This window comes from Burkholderia lata (genome assembly GCF_902499335.1).
Classification (GTDB): domain Bacteria; phylum Pseudomonadota; class Gammaproteobacteria; order Burkholderiales; family Burkholderiaceae; genus Burkholderia; species Burkholderia lata_B.
In genome coordinates, this window is the sequence record NZ_CABVQK010000003.1 from 165,065 (window position 1) to 183,545 (window position 18,481).

Annotated in this window: 13 protein-coding genes; 8 read left to right on the top strand and 5 right to left on the bottom strand. The window is 66.2% G+C overall.

The window, feature by feature from the left end; genetic code table 11:
• The first annotated feature begins 194 nt into the window (after positions 1 to 194).
• Together BCO18175_RS08475 and BCO18175_RS08480 are read left to right on the top strand one after the other, a co-directional pair.
• Entirely contained in the window at positions 195 to 1,391 is a 1,197-nt protein-coding gene (locus tag BCO18175_RS08475) for an acyl-CoA dehydrogenase family protein (RefSeq protein WP_174980552.1), read from the top strand.
• A gap of 9 nt (positions 1,392 to 1,400) precedes the next feature.
• Positions 1,401 to 2,516, top strand: a complete 1,116-nt coding sequence (locus BCO18175_RS08480; RefSeq protein WP_174966882.1) for an acyl-CoA dehydrogenase family protein — start codon at positions 1,401 to 1,403, stop codon at positions 2,514 to 2,516.
• 55 nt (positions 2,517 to 2,571) lie between these two features.
• Here the strand turns inward: BCO18175_RS08480 and BCO18175_RS08485 are convergent, their stop codons facing one another.
• Complete coding sequence (locus tag BCO18175_RS08485; protein ID WP_174980233.1) at positions 2,572 to 3,354, bottom strand: IclR family transcriptional regulator; 783 nt, start codon at positions 3,352 to 3,354, stop codon at positions 2,572 to 2,574.
• 36 nt (positions 3,355 to 3,390) lie between these two features.
• Positions 3,391 to 4,353 carry an IclR family transcriptional regulator gene (locus tag BCO18175_RS08490; protein ID WP_254607997.1) on the bottom strand — a complete coding sequence of 321 codons (963 nt, stop codon included), beginning with the start codon at positions 4,351 to 4,353 and terminating at the stop codon, positions 3,391 to 3,393.
• A 174-nt stretch (positions 4,354 to 4,527) separates the two neighbouring features.
• On the opposite strand from BCO18175_RS08490, the gene BCO18175_RS08495 reads away from it, so the two are divergent.
• Both BCO18175_RS08495 and BCO18175_RS08500 read left to right on the top strand, forming a co-directional pair.
• The gene (locus BCO18175_RS08495; RefSeq protein WP_174980234.1) at positions 4,528 to 6,195 is read left to right on the top strand and encodes a flavin-containing monooxygenase; all 1,668 of its coding nucleotides are present in this window, start codon (positions 4,528 to 4,530) and stop codon (positions 6,193 to 6,195) included.
• A gap of 152 nt (positions 6,196 to 6,347) precedes the next feature.
• Positions 6,348 to 7,259, top strand: a complete 912-nt coding sequence (locus BCO18175_RS08500) for an NAD(P)-dependent oxidoreductase (protein WP_174980235.1) — start codon at positions 6,348 to 6,350, stop codon at positions 7,257 to 7,259.
• A 10-nt stretch (positions 7,260 to 7,269) separates the two neighbouring features.
• Here BCO18175_RS08500 and BCO18175_RS08505 read toward each other — a convergent pair whose 3' ends face one another.
• Positions 7,270 to 8,010: a carboxymuconolactone decarboxylase family protein gene (locus BCO18175_RS08505; RefSeq protein WP_174980236.1), complete on the bottom strand. Its 741-nt coding sequence runs from the start codon at positions 8,008 to 8,010 to the stop codon at positions 7,270 to 7,272.
• Positions 8,011 to 8,786: 776 nt separating this feature from the next.
• Between BCO18175_RS08505 and BCO18175_RS08510 the strand changes: the two genes are divergently transcribed.
• The 4 genes from BCO18175_RS08510 to BCO18175_RS08525 all read left to right on the top strand — a co-directional run bounded on the left by BCO18175_RS08510 (position 8,787) and on the right by BCO18175_RS08525 (position 16,385).
• On the top strand, positions 8,787 to 9,569 hold the full coding sequence (locus BCO18175_RS08510) for an SDR family oxidoreductase (protein WP_174967224.1): 783 nt from the start codon (positions 8,787 to 8,789) through the stop codon (positions 9,567 to 9,569).
• 2 nt (positions 9,570 to 9,571) lie between these two features.
• Positions 9,572 to 11,536, top strand: coding sequence for an FAD-dependent oxidoreductase (locus tag BCO18175_RS08515; RefSeq protein WP_254607998.1), 1,965 nt, complete (start codon positions 9,572 to 9,574; stop codon positions 11,534 to 11,536).
• 410 nt (positions 11,537 to 11,946) lie between these two features.
• Positions 11,947 to 14,001 (top strand): putative bifunctional diguanylate cyclase/phosphodiesterase, encoded by a 2,055-nt coding sequence (locus tag BCO18175_RS08520; RefSeq protein WP_254607999.1) that lies wholly within the window; start codon positions 11,947 to 11,949, stop codon positions 13,999 to 14,001.
• 74 nt (positions 14,002 to 14,075) lie between these two features.
• The gene (locus BCO18175_RS08525) at positions 14,076 to 16,385 is read left to right on the top strand and encodes a putative bifunctional diguanylate cyclase/phosphodiesterase (RefSeq protein ID WP_254608000.1); all 2,310 of its coding nucleotides are present in this window, start codon (positions 14,076 to 14,078) and stop codon (positions 16,383 to 16,385) included.
• 121 nt (positions 16,386 to 16,506) lie between these two features.
• Here the strand turns inward: BCO18175_RS08525 and BCO18175_RS08530 are convergent, their stop codons facing one another.
• Entirely contained in the window at positions 16,507 to 16,896 is a 390-nt protein-coding gene (locus BCO18175_RS08530) for a carboxymuconolactone decarboxylase family protein (protein WP_174967222.1), read from the bottom strand.
• Between the two features lie 122 nt (positions 16,897 to 17,018).
• Positions 17,019 to 18,431: a purine-cytosine permease family protein gene (locus BCO18175_RS08535; protein ID WP_174980239.1), complete on the bottom strand. Its 1,413-nt coding sequence runs from the start codon at positions 18,429 to 18,431 to the stop codon at positions 17,019 to 17,021.
• Positions 18,432 to 18,481: the final 50 nt, after the last annotated feature.

Genomic DNA, 18,481 nt, shown 5'->3' on the forward strand with positions numbered 1-18,481 from the left:
CTTTCCGAACGCTGCGGGCGCGTTCGGTCATGGCTGACATGCATGTGCCGGCGTGTTCGCGGAAGCCGATTGCCGCGTTCGCCGAATACCAGTTGCACCGTGCATCGCGGTCCAACACACTCGATAGCGTCAGAAATAACCAGATTGCGCGTGCTGTCGTCGCGCGCCTGTCGAGCATCGAGGAGGACATCAGGATGGACCTGCGTTACACCGCGGCGGAACACGCGTTCCGCGAAGAAGTGCGCGCGTTCGTCGACGCGAACTTGCCGAACGACATCCGGGACAAGGTCCTGGGGCATCGCCGCGTCGAGAAGGACGATTACGTGCGATGGCATCGGATCCTGAACGCTCGCGGCTGGGGCGCGCCGGCCTGGCCGAAGGAGCACGGCGGAACCGGCTGGAGCCCGCTGCAGCGCCTCATCTTCGAGATCGAGTCGTTCAAGCTAGGTGCACCGCGCCTGCTGCCGTTCGGTCTGCTGATGATTGGGCCGGTGCTGATGAAGTACGCATCGCCGCAGATGCAGGCGCGGTTTCTCCCGCGCATTCCGAACATGGACGATTTCTGGTGCCAGGGCTATTCCGAGCCGGGCGCCGGCAGCGATCTCGCGTCGCTGAAGACACGCGCGGTTCGCAAGGGCGACAAGTACGTCGTCACCGGGCAGAAGACCTGGACGACGATGGCGCATTTCGCCGACTGGCTCTTCTGCCTGGTTCGCACGGACCCGGATGCGAAGCCGCAGGAAGGCATTTCGCTGCTGCTGATCGACATGAAGACGCCCGGCGTGACCGTCCGCCCGATCGTGACGCTCGACGGCGGCCACGACGTCAACGAGACCTGGCTGGAGGAGGTCGAGGTACCGGTCGAGAACCTGGTCGGCGAGGAGAACAAGGGCTGGACTTACGCGAAATACTTGCTCGGGCACGAGCGCACCGGCATCGCGGGCATCGGCCACTGCTACCGCGAGCTCCGCCAGCTCAAGCACTACGCGCGGATCACGCCGGACGGCAAGGGCGGCGTCATGATCGATGACGGCCGGATGCGCGACAAGATCGCGCGGATCGAGATGGACGTGATGGCGCTCGAGATGCTGCTGCTGCGCGTCGCCACGCAGGGCGCCGGTAAGGCGCCGGGGCCGGAAGCGTCGATCCTGAAGATCCGCGGCTCCGAAATCCAGCAGGACATCGCGATGCTGCAGCAGGAGGTGGCCGGGCCACACGGCTGGCCGTATTCGCCGGACTGGCTGGTCGACGGTGCCGTTCAGCCGGTGAGCGGGCCGGACTGGGCATCGCCCGCGGCATCGACGTACTTCGACATGCGCAAGATCTCGATCTTCGGCGGCGCGACGGAGGTTCAGAAGAACATCATCTCGAAGATGATTCTCGGTTTCTAAGGAGCAGGCATGGACTTTACCTACAGCGAAGAGCAGCAGATGATGGCCGACAGCCTGCGCCGGTTCGTGGAGACCGAATACGCGTTCGAGCGACGCCGCAAGCGCTCGCGCGAAGCCGGTGCGTTCGATCGCGCGGTGTGGACGTCGCTCGGCGAACTGGGCGTGCTGGGGCTCGCGATCGACGCCGACCACGGCGGTTTCGGCGAAGGGCCGGCGAGCCGTCTCGTCGTGCAGCGCGAACTCGGCCGCGGGCTTGCGCTCGAGCCGGTGGTGCCGTCGGCGGTGGTGGCTGGCGCCGTGTTCGGCCGCTACGGCAGCGACGCGCAGAAGCAGGCGTGGCTGCCGGCCATCGCCAGCGGCGAGCAGATCGTCTCGGTGGCGTATCTCGAGCCCGAGTCGCGTTATTGCGCGGACGCCGTGCGCACGGCCGCCGAACGCAGCGGCGACGGCTACGTGATCACCGGCCGGAAAGCGCTCGCGTGGCATGGCGAGGTGGCCGACGCGCTGCTCGTGACCGCGCGCATCGCGGGCTCGGGCGACATCGGGTTGTTCGTGGTGCCGCGCGACGCAACCGGCGTGACGGTGACGGGCTACCCGACGATGGACGGCTTGCGCGCGGCGGATGTCGGGCTCGACGGCGTGACCGTGGCTGCCGACGCGTTGATCGAAGGCGGCCTCGACGCGCTTCAGCACGGCATCGACCACGGCATCGCGGCGCTGTGTGCCGAGGCATCGGGCGCGATGGAGCGGCTGATCGAGATTACCGCCGAATATCTGCGCACACGCCAGCAGTTCGGCAAGCCGCTCGGCGCGTTCCAGGCGCTGCAGCACCGGATGGCCGACATGCTGATCCAGAAGGAGATCGCGCTGTCGATGGCCTATGTTGCGGCCCTGGCGCTCGACGAAGCCGGGTCGGACGAACGCACGCGCAAGATTGCGGCCGCCAAGGTGATGGTGGCGAAAGCCGGGCGTTTTGTCGGCCAGCAGGCCGTGCAGCTTCACGGCGGAATGGGGATGACCGACGAGCTCGAGGTCGGCGACTACTTCAAGCGACTGACGATGTTCGATCCGCTGTTCGGCGACAGCGACTACCAGATGGCCCGATACACGGCGGCGATGGTGTAGTGAGGCCGGTGCCGTCACGCGCATGATGCTCGGCCCGGCTCCCCCGAGCGAGGTCTCACGGCATGAACGGAACGTCGCGAAGCGCGGCGGCGAGCTCGGCCGCGGCCGGCTTGAGCTGCGGTGCGATCCGGTTCCTGATCGCGTCGATGTCGGGATGCAGGTCCACCGCGCCGCAGCTCAGGGCCATCGGCGTCGCGAAGCGCCCGACGGTGATCGGCAACGCGATACCGTACACGTCGTGCTGGAACTCGCCGATCGACGTACACACGCCGGTCGAATCGAGTTCGTCGAACGCGGCATCGAAGCCGGCCTTCAGCGTGGGCGCGCGCGCGTCCGCCGCGCTCAGCAAGCGCGCGACATAGTCGTTGCGCGCGTCTTCCGGCAGCCCCCACAGCCAGGCCTTGCCGATCGACGTCGTGCTCATCGGAAGCAACGACCCGACGCCGAGCTGCAGCGTCGAGTTCCGCACGCTGTAGCAATGGGCGACGTACAGCATCTCGAGCCGGTGCGGCACGGCGAGTGCCACCGCCGCGCCGAGCGTGTCGGCCAGCCGTTGCATGAGCGGTTGCGCCAGCCGCGTGACGGGATTGGTTTCCAGGTAGGTGTGGCCGATGCCGAAGATGCCGGCCGCCAGCTCGAAGCGCGGCCCGCCGCCCACGCGACGGATGAATCCCAGTTGAATCAGCGTGGACGTCAGGCGGGACACGACCGAGCGCGACAGGCCGGTTCGCCGTACCAGGTCGCCGTTCGTCAGCGAGATGCGCTCCGCATGAAATGCGTTGAGCACCTGCATCCCGCGTTCGAGCGTCATCGTCGTTGGTTCGGTCTGGCGAGGCATGGCGGTACCTGTAGTCGTGTCGGTCGGCAAGACGGGTCAGCGGCGCACGGGCAGGCGTTCCTGCAGCACGCGTGCACATGCGACGAGTCGCGATCCGAGCTCCCGCTCGACAGCCGCCTGCGCGACCCGCGCGGTGCGGCCGACGCAGCACAGCACGAGCGGCGGCCGACCGGGCAGTGTCAGGGGCGCGGCAACGCAGGTCAGCTCGGGCTCCCATTCGCCGTGCAGCATGCAGAAGCCGAGTTCATGCACTTGCGCGATCTTCTCGTTCATCCGGCGGCGAATGGCCGGCGGCCACGCGTCGCCGGCATGGCGCTCCACCTGGGTCCGCAGATATTGCCGCTCGTCCTCCGGAAGTGCGGCCAGCAACGCCCAGCCCATCATCGAATAGGCGATCGGCACGTGCATGCCGGGTGACAACTTCAATTCCAGCAGCGAGCGGCGGTCGACGTGCGTTTCCAGCAGAATCACATCGAGCCGGTCACGTGTGCCGAGCAGCACGTAGGTATCCGTCGCCTCCGCGAACGCGCGCATTTCGACACTGGCGAGCCGCAGCATCTCGGGGTCGGCGATCGCGGCATAGCCGAGGGCCAGCGAAGCCGATGCCAGCGAATACCGTTTGCTCCGGTCGTCCCGATGCAGATAGCCGAGCGCCATCAGGGAGCGCAACAAACGCAGTACGGTGGGTGCGGGAATGCCGGTCGTGTCCGCGATCTCCTGGTTGCCGAGCGACGGCTTGTCGGGCGTAAACGCGGAGAGAATCGACAGGCCGCGCGCGAGCGGCGCCACGACGACGGCCGCATCGGCCTGATTGCCTTGCGGTGCGCGGGGCCATGCCAGATCGATTCCATAGGGTCCACTGAGGGACTTCTTGCCGGCGTGCCGGGGCAGAGATCTTTCGGGTGGCATCGTGGTGTCGAGTCGATGGTATGTGTCGCGCGTCGGATCGTTCTTCACAGGCGCGAGGTTGATGAAGGAACCCGCGCGTGGTTCATGCAATTCCGGTCGACAAGAATCGGGGGCTCTCGTGCTTTGAAATTCTACTGCACCGGAAATGTGCTGTCTGCCGCGCGAACTTTCAAAGCACGGGAAGGCATCGCGCGCTCGATTGTCGGGCAGGGTAGGCAGGTCTCCAATGGAGTCCGCACGGGATGACAACACTGGAGACACGCCATGCAATACCCTGACGAAATCGGTTCGACGCGTCGTGACGGCGCACATGCCGCACCGGATCTCGACGTGATCGTCGTCGGCGCCGGATTCGCCGGCCTTTACGCGCTGTACAAGCTCCGCAAGCTGGGCCTGCGTGCACAAGCACTCGAAGCGGGCAGCGGCATCGGCGGCACGTGGTTCTGGAACCGATATCCCGGCGCACGATGCGATGTGGACAGCGTCGAGTACTCGTATTCGTTTTCCGACGAGCTGCAGCAGGAATGGAACTGGCCGGAGCGCTTTTCCGCACAGGGCGACATTCTTCGATACATCAATCACGTCGCCGATCGCTTCGATCTGCGTCGCGACATCCGGCTGAACACGCGCGTGCAGTCGGCGAGCTTCGACGCGTCGAACGGCGTCTGGCGTGTCGAGACGGTCGACGGGCAGGTTGTCACCGCACGTTTCTGCGTGATGGCGACCGGCAATCTGTCGTTGCCGCGCGTGCCGCAATTCAAGGGGCTCGATACCTTCAAGGGCAACTGGTATCACACCGGCCTCTGGCCCGACGAACCCGTCGACTTCACCGGGCGCCGGGTAGGCGTGATCGGTACGGGTTCGTCCGGCATTCAGGTCATCCCCATCGTCGCGAAGCAGGCAAGCGAACTGTTCGTGTTTCAACGCACGGCAAACTTCACGCTGCCCGCTCGCAACCGCGCACTGACCGGCGACGAACTTGGCCGGCACAAGGCGCGTTACGAATTCTGGCGGGCCGAGGCGCAAAACACGCCCTTCGGTATCGCTGGGCACGCGGCGCCGACGAAGAACGCGCTGGACGACACCCCCGGGGATCGTCTCGCCACGTTCGAGGAAAAATGGAAGGCCGGCGGCAGCATCAGCTTCCTGTATGCGTACAAGGACCTGCTGACCAACCAGGCGGCGAACGACACGGCCGCGGAGTTCGTCCGCAACAAGATCCGCAGCACGGTGAAGGATCCGGCGACCGCCGAGCTGCTCGTGCCGAAGGACTATCCGATCGGCGCGCGACGCCTGTGCCTCGACACCGGCTATTACGAGACGTTCAACCTGCCGAACGTGAAGCTGGTCGACACGAAATCGGCGCCGATCGTCGAAATCACGGAAACGGGCGTGAAGACCGCGACGGGCGACTATGCGCTCGACACGATCGTGTTCGCGACCGGCTTCGATGCGATCACCGGCGCGCTCGCGGACATCGATATCCGCGGACGCGACGGCCTGCTGCTGAAGCAGAAATGGGTGCACGGGCCGCGCACCTATCTCGGGCTGATGACGGCGGGTTTCCCGAACCTGTTCATCGTGACCGGCCCGGGCAGCCCGTCGGTGAAGTCGAACATGGTGTGCGCGATCGAACAGCACCTGAACTGGATCACCGATTGCATCGGCAAGCTCGCCGCCCACGGCACCTCGACGATCGAGCCGGATCCGGAGGCGGAGACGCGCTGGGTCGAGCATGTCAACGAGGTGGCGGACGCGACGCTGTATCCGCTGGCGGAGTCGTGGTACACGGGCGCGAATGTGCCGGGCAAGCCACGCGTGTTCATGCCGTATGTGGGCGGGTTTCACCGGTACCGCGCGATTTGCGACGAAGTCGTCCGCGATGACTATCGCGGTTTCGTGATCGCCGATGTTCAGGCAGCCGAGGCGTGACGCGCGATGCCGAATACGCGTGAAGTCGCTGCGATCCCGAAGGGCGTTGAAGCCGCGCCGCCGCTGCGCTGAAGCGACCACGACGACGAGATGAACCGCCGCGGCAGCGCGTGCGGTTTCATCGACCATTCACAAGCTTGTTCGAGAGTGTCATGACATCAGTACAGGACATCGGCTTTCTGGGGCTGGGGAAGATGGGGGCGCCGATGGCCGAGCGCCTGCTGGGGCAGGCCTGCCGGCTGCATGTGTACGATCCGTCCGCGCAGGCGATGGCGCCGTTCGTTGACGGCGGCGCCGTCGCGTATGGATCGCCGCGCGCGGTCGCCGACGCGGCGAGCATCGTCTTCGCCTGTTTGCCGAACCGGGACGTGTCGCTGGCCGTCGGTCTCGGGCCCGACGGTGTCGTGCACGGTTCCGCGATGCGTCTTTATGTGGAGATGTCGACGATCGGCCAGGACATGATCGAGCGGATCGGTGACGGCCTCGCGCAACGCGGGATCGATATCGTCGACGCGCCGGTCTCCGGCGGCCCGTCCGCGGCGCGGGCCGGCACGCTCGCGATGCTGGTATCGGGCATGCCGTCAGCGGTCGAGCAGGTGTCGCCGCTGCTTGAACGGATCGGCAAGGAAGTGTTTCCGATGGGGGACCGCCCCGGCATGGCGCAGATCATGAAGATCGTGAACAACGTCGTGATGGCGGCCAACCTGGTGGTCTGTGCCGAGGGGCTCGCGATGGGCGCGAAAGCCGGGCTCGACGCGGACATGATGATGCGGCTGATCGATTCCGGTTCCGGCCAGAGTTTCGCGTGCTCGAAGATCATGAGCCGGGCCGTGTCGGGGCAATTCGACTTTGGTGCCGCGCTCGCCGTGATCGAGAAAGACATGGCGCTCGGCCTTGCCGAGGCACGCCTGATGGAAGTGGCGATGCCGGCCATCGAACGCGCGCGGGACGTCTGGCACGCGGCGTACGAAGCCGGCCGAGGTGGCGACGACTTTACGTCGATCCTCCGGTACGTCGAGGAGCGGAACGGCACGCGCGTTCGGGGGCGTGCCGTTCGAGCGTGATGTCCGCGTGCTATGCAGCGGCCCGCCGCAGCGGCGGAACGCCGAGCAGGAAACTCTGCATGCCGAGGCAACTGACGATCTGCATGACCTGGAGCACCTGCGCCGGTGTCGCGCCGTAGCGCAGCGCATTGCGCGTATGAATGCGCACGCCCGGCTCGAACATGTGGGTGGTCGATACGTCGATCGCCACATACAGCAGCTCCTTGACGACGGGCGCCAGGGTGCCCTCGCGCCAAGGCGTGGACGAGAACGCGGTATAGCCGTCGAAGAACGCCGGCGAGCTGCGGACCATCGCCGTCAGTTGATCGCTCCAGTAGCCCCGGCCGGCAGTGAACGCCGATTTGACCTTCTCGAATGCGTCGTCGAGCGGAAATGTCGCATCGACAGACTGGCCGCTTGCCTCGATTTCGTCGAACAGCACGGGCACGCCGACCATGTACGAATGAATGCCGAGCACCGACGAGATCTGCAACGCCTCCGCGATTTCCTGGCGCGTGGCGCCGTGACGCAGCGCGCCCTGGATGTGCAGCGCAACCGCGTCGCCGTTCAGGTGCGTGACGCTCGCGCTTGCCGCGATCATGACGAGATCGCAGAGTTTGGGCTCGAGGTGGCCGGCATCCAGTGCGGCGCGGGCCATCACGAGGTAATCGTTGAAGAAGACGGGATCCTCTGCGAGCGCCTGGTCGTGCACGTCGCTCCAGTAGCCGTGTAGTCGTTCGAATTCGGCCTTGAGCGCTGATTTGTCTGTCATGAGTGTCTCCTCTGGAAGCGTGTCGGGTAACGCGTATCGACGTGTGCCCGGGAAATCGAAGCGTTTCCGGCGACCGCCGGGATGCGCCCGTTGCCGTTCCCGTTTTGCGTCACGTCAGCCCCGATTGAAAGGGACGAGAGGAATGCGCCGCAATTGAAACCGGCTCACGTTTCCGTACTTTGAAAGTAACGGCGGAACGCGAAATGAACGCGCACGCGCCTGTAGAACGGAGGCTTCCAAAGCACGGGACAGAGCACGTCGCTCGATTGACGACGCTAACCCGACACTCGACCATGCATGAACGAGGATAAGAACTCCGGAGACGAATTTCATGCATCCCCGCCAGGCACGGTCAGTCGTTATCCAGATCGGCTACATCGTGCAGCCGCACGCCTGCGCATCGGGCTATCGGCATTCGAGCGAAGCGATTCCCGATGTGCCGGTTTCTGGATCGAAGCCGTCTTTCGCATCGACGTCCGCACGAGCGTGTGCCTGTCAGTCGGGGGAGCGGATCGGCGAATCGACGTAGTGAGCGTATCCGGGTGGCGCCGGTGAAGCGTCGTTCAGGAAAGCCTGACGGCGCATTCCCGAACGCGTACGGAACGGTTCCTGGCGACGTATCAAAGTACGGAAGGGTTGCACGGGCCTGATGATCCGGGGCCCGGTTCCGCGTTCAACATTCGAAGAAGGCTGCAGGGACGTTGCCGTCACGCTCGCACGCCCCGGGTCGACACTGGAATGACGCATTTCGTGTAGTGAAAGTACGGAAACCCAACATGGACATGAAACTTGCAGGCCGGCGAGTCCTGATCACCGGCGCATCACAGGGCATCGGCGAGGGCCTCGCGAAGGCGTTTGCCGCAGAGGGATGCCACCTCGTCTTGACCGCACGCTCGGCAGACAAGCTGGAAAATCTGGCCGCCGACCTGCGCGCCGCGCACGACGCGCGCGTGGACGTGCTGGCACTGGACATGACGGCGCCCGGCGCGATCGACGAGGTCGTCGCGTTCGCGGGCGACGTCGATGTGCTGGTGAACAACGCCGGCGCGATTCCGGGCGGCACGCTGTGGGACGTCGACGAGGAGGCGTGGCGCAAGGGCTGGGAGCTGAAGGTGTTCGGCTACATCAACCTGACGCGCGCGATCTACACACGGATGAAGGCACGCGGCGGCGGCGTGATTCTCAACAACATCGGCAATGGCGGGCAGAACTTCGACTTCAACTACATCGCGGGTTCGACCGGCAACGCCGCGTTGATGGCGTTTACGTGTGCGCTGGGTGGCCGCAGCCTGGAGGATGGCATCCGCGTGGTGGGTGTCAATCCGGGGCCGGTCGGCACCGAGCGAATCGCCAAGGTGCTGAAAAACCACGCGGCGCGCCTGCTCGGTGACGAAGCGCGCTCCGACGAGCTGATGGCCGGCTATCCGCTGGGGCGTGCGGCGACGGTCGACGAAGTTGCCGATCTGTTCGTCTATCTGGCGTCGCCCCGCTCGGGCTACACCAGCGGCACCATCGTCACGGTCGACGGTGGCATCACTTCCAAGCGCTCGGTAGCCTGACCATGTACAAGCATGTTTTCTCGCCGCTTCGGATCGGCGCCGTCGAGATTCCGAACCGGATCGTGCGCACCGCGCATGCGACACGCCTGGCCGACCGCTACGTCAACGACGACCTGATTGCCTATCACCTGGCGCGCGCGAAAGGTGGCGCGGGGTTGTCGATCATCGAAAGCACGTCGGTTCACCGCTCATCGACCTTTTCGCTGACGGCGAGCGACGATGGATCGATTGCGCCGATGCGCAAGCTGGTCGATGCCATCGCGCCGACGGGCATGAAGCTGTTTACGCAGCTCTGGCACGGCGGTTACACCGATCCGGCGGCGGACGGCGGCCTGCCGTGGGCCGTATCGGCACTGGCGGGGCGCTACTCGGTTGCGCCGCCGATTCCGATGACCACCGACCAGATCGAGGAGGTGATCGATGCGTACGCCAAGGCGGCCGCCCGGATGCAGGCCGCGGGTCTGGACGGCGTGGAAGTGCTGGCCGGAGCGGGCTACCTGTTCTCGCAATTCTTCTCGCCGGTACTGAACCAGCGTACCGATGCGTACGGCGGCAGCTTCGACAACCGCATCCGGGCGTTCCTGGAAACGCTGCGCGCGATTCGCGCGGCGACGTCGCCGGATTTCGCGCTTGGCGTGCGTATCGGCGGAAGCTCGGACCCGCGCATTCTCACGGACGAGGACGTCAACGCGATTGCATTGCGGGCACAGGCCGAGGGGCTGATCGATTTCGTCAACATCACGCATGGCGACTACTACTTTCACGTCGACCGCTATGCGGGCATGGACGCGCCGGTCGGCTACCAGATGCCGCACGTCGAGCGAATATCGGAGGGCGTGACGGTGCCGCGCATCGTCGTGGGCCGTTACGCGACGCTGGACGATGCCGAGCAGGCGTTGAAGACCGGGCAGGCCGACATGATCAACATCGTGCGCGGGATGATCGCCGATCCGATGCTGGTCGTGAAGAGCCGGGAAGGGCGTGGCACCGAGGTGCGGCCTTGCATCGGCTGCAACCAGGGGTGCCTGGGCGGCGCGTTCGCCGGCCGGATGGGCTGCGCGGTGAATCCGGCGGTAGGCTACGAGCGGACGCTGTCCGACGAGACGATCGCGAAAGCCGCAACACCACGCAAGGTGCTGGTGGTGGGCGGCGGCGTGGCGGGCATGGAAGCCGCCCGCACGGCACTGCTCGCCGGGCACCGCGTGACGCTGGTCGAGGCGATGTCCGACCTGGGCGGCCTGCTGAACTGCGCGAAACACCTGCCGAAACTCCACCCGATCGGGGACATCGCGATCTGGCTGGAGAACGAGATCTATCGCCTCGGTGCGGACGTGCGGCTGTCGACATACGTGGACGCGGACGACGTGCTGGCCGAGGAGCCGGATGCCGTCATCGTGGCGACCGGCTCGCAGCCCGCGGACGTGCGCGCGTTCCGGCAGACGGCCGACCCCGCCGCGCAGGTGCGGATTGCACGTGAGGCGACGGTGCTGACGCCGCTGGATCTCGCGATGGCGCCGCCGCAGGACGTGGGGCGCACGGCGCTGGTGTTCGACGACGTCGGGCACTACGAAGCCATCGGCTGCTGCGAAGCGCTGATCAATCGCGGCGTCGAGGTGACCTATGTGACGCGCCACCTGATGTTCGCCCCGGCCGTCGAGACCACCGGGCGCACGCAGGCCGCGTTGCGCCGCCTGCACAGCGCGGGCACGCTGCGCATCGTCACGCAATCGGCGCTGGTGTCGATCAACAGCGGCAGTGCCGAGATCAGGCCGCTCTTCGGGAATCAGACCGAGCGTATCCCGGCCGACACGGTGGTGCTGGTGGGCTACCGGGAGTCACAGAACGAAATCTGGGAGGCGTTGCGCGGGCGTGTGCCGCAGTTGCATCTGGTTGGCGATGCGCTGTCGGCTCGAGACATTCAACCCGCGATCCGGGAAGGTCACATCGCGGCACGATCGATAAAGTAGGAAACCGGCAAGTCGATTGACTGGAACGTGTCAGCCTCGACGGATCGCTGCAGACTGTACCAGCAGCCCCGTCGAGCTGGCGGTTGCCTGACCGCGGATTCCCGCCGCATCACCCGTTGCCTACCGCCCCCATTCGATTGGCAAGCCATCGGCCGAACCTTCGATTCCCCATCCCGCCTCGTTCCGGCACTTTTTTCCACAAAAAATAGTTGCCGGCAATCGTTTGCGCCCAGCCGCGTGGCGTTCAGTTTATTCATCACATGCCGATATCTTGAAGGCGCTCCTGATCGAGCGCGGCATCGCCCCCGCCGCGTCGATCAGGCACGGCATCAGCCCATGCGACGGATAGGGGAAAGAAGGTTTTGGCGACAGTTTTCGGGTGCATCGTTCATCGGCACAATCACTGGCTGGTGTTGCTTGCCGCACTGTTGTGCGGGGGTGGCTCGTGGGTCACCGCGCGCCTGTTCCAGCGCACGGTGAACACCTCAGGCACGCAGCGGCTCGGCTGGCACGTGCTGACGGCCATTTCGGCCGGCGTGGCGATCTGGTGCACGCACTTCATCGCGATGCTCGGCTTCGACGCCGGCGCGCCCGTGCACTTCAACCTGCCGCTCACGCTCGTGTCGCTGCTCATCGCGGTGGGCGGCAGCACGATCGGCTTCGCGCTGACGACCTGCCGCGTCGTCAAGGTCGCGCCCGCGCTCGGCGGCGCGATCGTCGGCGTGGCGATCGTGCTGATGCACTACACCGGCATGCTCGCGTGGCGGGTCGAGGGCATCGTGTCGTGGGATGTCGGCTACCTGATCGCGTCGGTGCTCCTGGCGATGACCCTCGCGGCGCTCGCGTTGCACCTTGCGATGCGGCCGTCGCCGCACGCGGTCAACCAGATGGCCGGCGTGCTGTCGCTCGCGATCCTTGCATTGCATTTCACCGGGATGTCCGCGCTGCGCATCACGCCGCTGATGCTCGACGGCACCTGGACCGACGTGAGCGCGCTGCGCCCGCTGGCGCTGGCGGTCGCGGGTACGTCGCTCGTGATCGTCTGCACGGGGCTCGTGAGCTACCTGATCGACAGCAACGTGCGGGCCGAATCGCTCGAACACCTGCGCCGGCTGGCGCTGAGCGACATGCTGACCGGCCTGCCGAACCGGGCAAGCTTCAACGAGCGGCTGGACCTCGAAATCGCGCTTGCGCAAGAACAACGCACGAAGCTCGCGCTGATCGGCATCGATTTGAACCGCTTCAAGGAAATCAACGACCTGCGCGGCCACCACGCCGGCGACGAGGTGCTGCGCATCCTCGCGCGGCGCATGGCGAACCTGCTGCGTGACGGCGAATTCGTCGCCCGCATCGGCGGCGACGAATTCGCGGCGCTGTGCCGGATGGACGACGACACACGCCTGATGGATCTGCTCGAGCGGCTCGAGCCGGCACTCTACAAGCCGGTCAGGCTGGACGACTACGAGGTCGTGCCGGGTGCGAGCTTCGGTGTCGCCATCTACCCGGACGACGCCGCCACCAAGGCCATCCTCATCAACAATGCCGACCTCGCGATGTACCGCGCCAAGGGCAGCATCGCGCAGTCGATCTGCTTCTACGAGCCGGCGATGGACCTGATCGTCCGCGCGCGCCGCAGCCTCTCGGCCGACCTGCGCCGCGCGGTGGGCGACAACCAGCTGAGCATCCACTACCAGGTGCAGACTTCGCTCGCGACCGGCGAGATCCGCGGCTACGAGGCGCTACTGCGCTGGCAGCATGCGACGCTCGGCACGATTCCGCCCGCCGAGTTCATTCCGCTCGCCGAGGAAAACGGCGTGATCCTGGACATCGGCGCGTGGGTACTGCGCGAGGCATGCGCGCGGGCGGCGACGTGGGAGCCGCCTTATGCCGTCGCGGTGAACGTATCGGCCGTGCAATTCATGCACGCGGACCTGACGGCGCTCGTGGCGGAGGTGCTCGAAGAAACCCGCTTGCCGGCCTCGCGCCTGCAGCTGGAGCTGACCGAATCGACGATCTTCGCCGGCCGCGAGCGCGCGCTGGACACGCTGCGGCAGATCAAGGCGCTGGGCGTGAGCATCGCGCTCGACGATTTCGGTACCGGCTATTCGTCGCTCGACACGTTGCGCTCGTTCCCGTTCGACCGCATCAAGCTCGACCAGTCGTTCGTCGCGGACGCGGAAGCGAAACCGCAGGACCGCGCGATCATCCGCGCCGTGCTCGCGCTCGGCAAGAGCCTGGGCATTCCGATCCTGGCCGAAGGCATCGAGACACACGACCAGCTTGCGTTGCTGGCCGACGAAGGCTGCGACGAAGCGCAGGGTTTCCTGCTCGGCAGGCCCGCACCACTCAACGAGATTGTCGGCAGCGGGCAGATCACGCTGACCGGCAGCAAGCGCGCCAGCGCGCCGGTACCCGCGTCCGAATCGGCCGTCAACGCCGAGATGGACGCGGGCCCGCGCGGGTAACCGACGACGCCGGACACGGCAACCTGAACCCGGGTTGCAGCACGCAGGCTCACATGAAAATCCACCACGCACGGATGACTAGACTGGCAAGCATCGCGGCGCCGGCCCGGAACCCGGACCTGCTCGCGGCACAATACCGGGTATTCGCCAGCCAGCTCCCGGTGATGTACCTGATCCTCATCTCGAGTACCTGGAGCCTCGCCGTCACGCACCTCGGCAGTACGCCGTGGTGGCTGTCGGTCGCGATGCCGGCCGCGATGACGCTCGTGTCGCTCGCGCGGCTGCTGCACTGGCACCGCGCCCGGCAGATGGAACCGACACCGGACACCGTGCTGCGCGCGCTCACGGTCACGAACTGGCTGGTGATCCCGATCGCGGTGACGTTCACCGCCTGGGCGCTGCTGCTGTTCCCGTACGGCGACGCGTGGCAAAAGGCCCAGGTCGCGTTCTACATGGCGATCACGGTGATCGGCTGCATCTTCAGCCTGATGTACCTGCGCACGGCCGCGCTGAGCGTGGCCGTGATCGTCAACGTCGCGTTCATCGCGTTCTTCCTCTCGACGCGCCAGCCGACGCTCGTCGCGACCGCGGTCAACATGGCCTTCGTGTCCGCGGCGCTGATCGCCGTCATCACGGTCAACTACCGGGGCTTCCTGCGCACCATCGATGCCCAGGCCGAATCGCGTCTGCGCGAGCAGGCGCAGACCCGGCTGATGCGGATGATCGACGACATGCCGGTGGCCGTGATGACGGCCGACCCGGAGACGTTCCGCATCAACTACCTGAACGCGACGTCGCGCAACCTGCTGCGCTCGATCGAGCATCTGCTGCCGATCCGCGCGGACGACGCGCTCGGCGCGTCGATCGACTTCTTTCACCCGCACCCGCAGCACCAGCGCCGCCTGCTCGCCGATCCGGCGAACCTGCCGCATCGCGCCCGCATTCCGCTCGGGCCGGAAGTGCTCGACATCCAGGTCTCGGCCGTGCGCGACGCCCAGGGGCGCTACATCGGCCCGATGCTGTCGTGGTCGATCGTCACGCAGCAGGCCGAGGCGGAAGCGCGCATCCACCAGCTCGCGCATCACGATTCGCTCACCGGCCTGCCGAACCGTGCCACCTTCCTTGCCGAATTCGACGCGAGCCTGCGGCGCGCGGACAAGGTGCTCGGGCTGCTCTTCATCGATCTCGACGGCTTCAAGCTGATCAACGACGCGTGCGGGCACTCGGCGGGGGACGCGGTGCTGCGCCAGGTCGCGGAACGCCTGCGCGGGCAATGCCCCGAGCCGGGGATGATGCTCGGGCGCATCGGCGGCGACGAATTCGCGGTGCTGCTGCGCGACACCGACGTGGACGGCGCGATGGGCGCGGCCGCGCGGCTCGTCGACACGCTCGTCGCCCCCTATGCGACGTCGCCCGAGCGGCAGTTCCGCATCGGCGCGTCGATCGGCTGCGTGCTGGCGCCGCATCACGGCAACGACGCCGGCGTGCTGCTGTCGCGCGCGGACATGGCGCTCTATGCGGCCAAGAAAGCCGGGAAGGGTACGTACCGGATGTTCTCGCCGGACATGGAAACGAGCGCGCAGGAGCGGATCGCGCTCGAATCGAAGCTGCGCGTCGCCCTGGACGAGAACCAGGGGCTGTACGTGTTCTACCAGCCGATCGTCGATGTCCGCACCCGGCAGATCACGACGCGCGAGGCGCTGCTGCGCTGGCATCACCCGCGCGCCGGCTGGATTTCGCCGGGCCGCTTCATTCCGGTGGCCGAGCGCGGCGGGCTGATCGAGCGGCTCGGCCGCTTCGTGCTCGACCAGGCCTGCCGGGAGGCGGCGCGCTGGCCGGACGGCGCGCGTGTTGCCGTCAACGTGTCGGCGGCGCAGCTCGGCCACGGCACGATCGTGCCGACCTTCGCGGCGGCGCTGGCCGGCGCGGGCCTCACGCCCGACCGGCTGGAAATCGAGGTGACGGAAACCGCGCTGCTGCACGACGAGGGCAAGGCCATCGCGGACCTGCGCGCGCTGCGCTCGATGGGCGTGCGCGTCGCGCTCGACGACTTCGGCACGGGCTTCTCGTCGCTCGCGCATCTGCGCGCGTTTCCGTTCGACAAGATCAAGATCGACGGCAGCTTCGTGCGCGATGCGGTCACGCGCCCGGACTGCGCGGCCGTCGTGCGTGCGGTGGCCGATCTCGGCAAGCGCCTCGGCGTGACGACCGTCGCGGAAGGCGTCGAGACGGAGGAACAACTGGCGTGCATCACGGATGCCGGCTGTCGCGAGGTGCAGGGCTTCCTGATCGGCAAGCCCGCGCCGGGCGAGCAGGATGCGCCGGCGATCCGCTGGATCGAGCGGGCCGCGCTGGCGGCGCAGGCCACGGCCAGGCAGGCGTGAGCGTCACCAGTCGACGAACGACTGGACGACCGGATGCCCGATACGGATCGTCACGCGCGAGTGCAGACACGGCCGCCCTGTCATCGGCACGGTCTGCCCAACCTTTTTCAGCTCGCGATACTCACTTCAACGCCCCTTCGGCCACCAGCACTTCGTGTGCGGCCTTGAATGCGCTCAGGCCGTGCGGGATGCCCGAGTAAGCGGTCGCGTGCAGCAGCGTCGCCTTGATTTCATCCACGCTCACCCCGGTGTTGAGCGCCCCCTTGACGTGCAGCTTGAGTTCGTTGGTATGGCCGGCCGCCGTCAACATCGCGAGGTTGAGCAGGCTGCGGGTCTTGCGATCGAGCGTGTCGTCGCCCCAGGCCCATCCCCAGGCCCAGGCGGTCGTTGCACGCTGGAACGCCATCATGAAGGCATCGGCCTTTTCCATCGACGCATCGACATATTCGGCGCCGAGCACTTCGCGGCGAATCGGCAACCCCTTCTGAAACAGCGCATCATCTTCGTTCATGATCGATTTCTCCTGTTGACGCACGAGCGTCCTTGAAAGCCTGCCGTCACCGCCGGAACGAGATCGGGAAGCGGTATTCGAACCCGTTCCGCGCGAACCTCGCCGACGAGCGACACGCCCGCTTACTCCAATGCCTCGGCGGCGGCCGGGCACCCGCGATGGGCACGCGAACCGTCCTTCGACGCGAACAGATAGCAGGCCAGTGCCGTGACGACGAGGCCGACCATCCACGACACGTCCGCGCCGCCGAGAATCGACGCCCACGGGCCGTGGAAAAAACTCTCGTCCATGAACGGCACCTGGACGGCAATGCCGAACACGTAGATCGCCATGTTCCTGACGTTGAACGATCCGTATGCACCGCCGTGGCTGCCGATGATTTCCGCGACCCGATAGTGCCGGTCGTTGACGAGGTAGAAATCGATCAGGTCGATCGCGATCCACGGCGCGAGCACGATGCGCATCGCGAAGACCGCATTCAGGAAGATCGCGATGAAATTGCTCGATGCCCACAGCGCGGTGGCGGTCGACGCGACCAGCAGGACCATCGACACGACGACGCGTACGCTTCGACCGGGAACCCAGTGCGGCCGGAAGGTCTGCGCGGCGGTGATGAAGGACAGCACCGCGCCATACAGGTTCATCCCGTTGTGGCCGATGATGTTGACCAGGAACAGAAAGATCAGCACGTAGCCGAACACGCCGGTCTGATCGCGGATCGCCTGCATTGCGTCCGTGGAATGCCCGGTGCTGACGGCCAGCACGCCGAACAGGAACGCGAAGATCGTGCCGAGCGACGTGCCGAAGTACGTGTATGCAAAGGTCTTCGCGAATCCGGTGGAGGCGGGGAGATAGCGCGAATAATCGGACGTATAGGGGGCGAAGCTGATCTGCCATACCGCGCACAGTCCGAACATCGCGAACCAGTTGGCGAGATCGAACTGGCCCTGCTGGAAGATCCGGGCGTCGAGGCTCGGCGCCATCAGCGCGATACCGACGACGAGCGCACCGCCCATGAACCACGCGCCCACCTTGTTGAAGCGATGGATGAAGTGGCAGCCGATCACGCCGACCAGCGTCGCGAGCATGGCGCCGACGACGGTCGCGACCGGCACGGGCACCGAAGGCGCTGCCGTATGGAGCGTCTTGCCCGCGAGGATGATGTTCGACACGAAGAAGCCGAGGTAGATCAGCGTCGTGAATCCCACCACCAGCAGCGACCCGTAACGGCCGAACTGGGCGCGGCTCTGGATCATCTGCGGTACGCCGACGAGCGGCCCTTGCGCGGAGGTCAGCGCATGGAAGATCGCGCCGAAGAATTGCCCGGCCACGATCGCGAGGATCGCGCTCACCAGGTCGAGGTGGAACACCAGCACCGAAGTCGCGCCGGAAATCACGGCCAACGGTGCGACGTTCGTGCAGAACCACAGGGTGAACAGGTCGGCCGGTTTGCCGTGCCGGGCCTCGGGTGCAACGTAGTCGATCGAATTGCTTTCGATAGCCAGAACGCCGCTATCGCTTTCCGGGTGTGTCATGCTGTCTCCATCCTTATTGCCCGGGCATGCCGGCGCGCGCACGTTCGTGT

Excerpts from the sequence above, each read along its gene's own strand:
- BCO18175_RS08480 (WP_174966882.1), top strand. The coding sequence starts at position 1,401 with ATGGACTTTACCTACAGCGAAGAGCAGCAGATGATGGCCGACAGCCTG.
- BCO18175_RS08525 (WP_254608000.1), top strand. The coding sequence starts at position 14,076 with ATGACTAGACTGGCAAGCATCGCGGCGCCGGCCCGGAACCCGGACCTG.
- BCO18175_RS08505 (WP_174980236.1), bottom strand. The coding sequence starts at position 8,010 with ATGACAGACAAATCAGCGCTCAAGGCCGAATTCGAACGACTACACGGC.
- BCO18175_RS08495 (WP_174980234.1), top strand. The coding sequence starts at position 4,528 with ATGCAATACCCTGACGAAATCGGTTCGACGCGTCGTGACGGCGCACAT.
- BCO18175_RS08510 (WP_174967224.1), top strand. The coding sequence starts at position 8,787 with ATGGACATGAAACTTGCAGGCCGGCGAGTCCTGATCACCGGCGCATCA.
- BCO18175_RS08530 (WP_174967222.1), bottom strand. The coding sequence starts at position 16,896 with ATGAACGAAGATGATGCGCTGTTTCAGAAGGGGTTGCCGATTCGCCGC.
- BCO18175_RS08500 (WP_174980235.1), top strand. The coding sequence starts at position 6,348 with ATGACATCAGTACAGGACATCGGCTTTCTGGGGCTGGGGAAGATGGGG.
- BCO18175_RS08485 (WP_174980233.1), bottom strand. The coding sequence starts at position 3,354 with ATGCCTCGCCAGACCGAACCAACGACGATGACGCTCGAACGCGGGATG.
- BCO18175_RS08475 (WP_174980552.1), top strand. The coding sequence starts at position 195 with ATGGACCTGCGTTACACCGCGGCGGAACACGCGTTCCGCGAAGAAGTG.
- BCO18175_RS08535 (WP_174980239.1), bottom strand. The coding sequence starts at position 18,431 with ATGACACACCCGGAAAGCGATAGCGGCGTTCTGGCTATCGAAAGCAAT.
- BCO18175_RS08515 (WP_254607998.1), top strand. The coding sequence starts at position 9,572 with ATGTACAAGCATGTTTTCTCGCCGCTTCGGATCGGCGCCGTCGAGATT.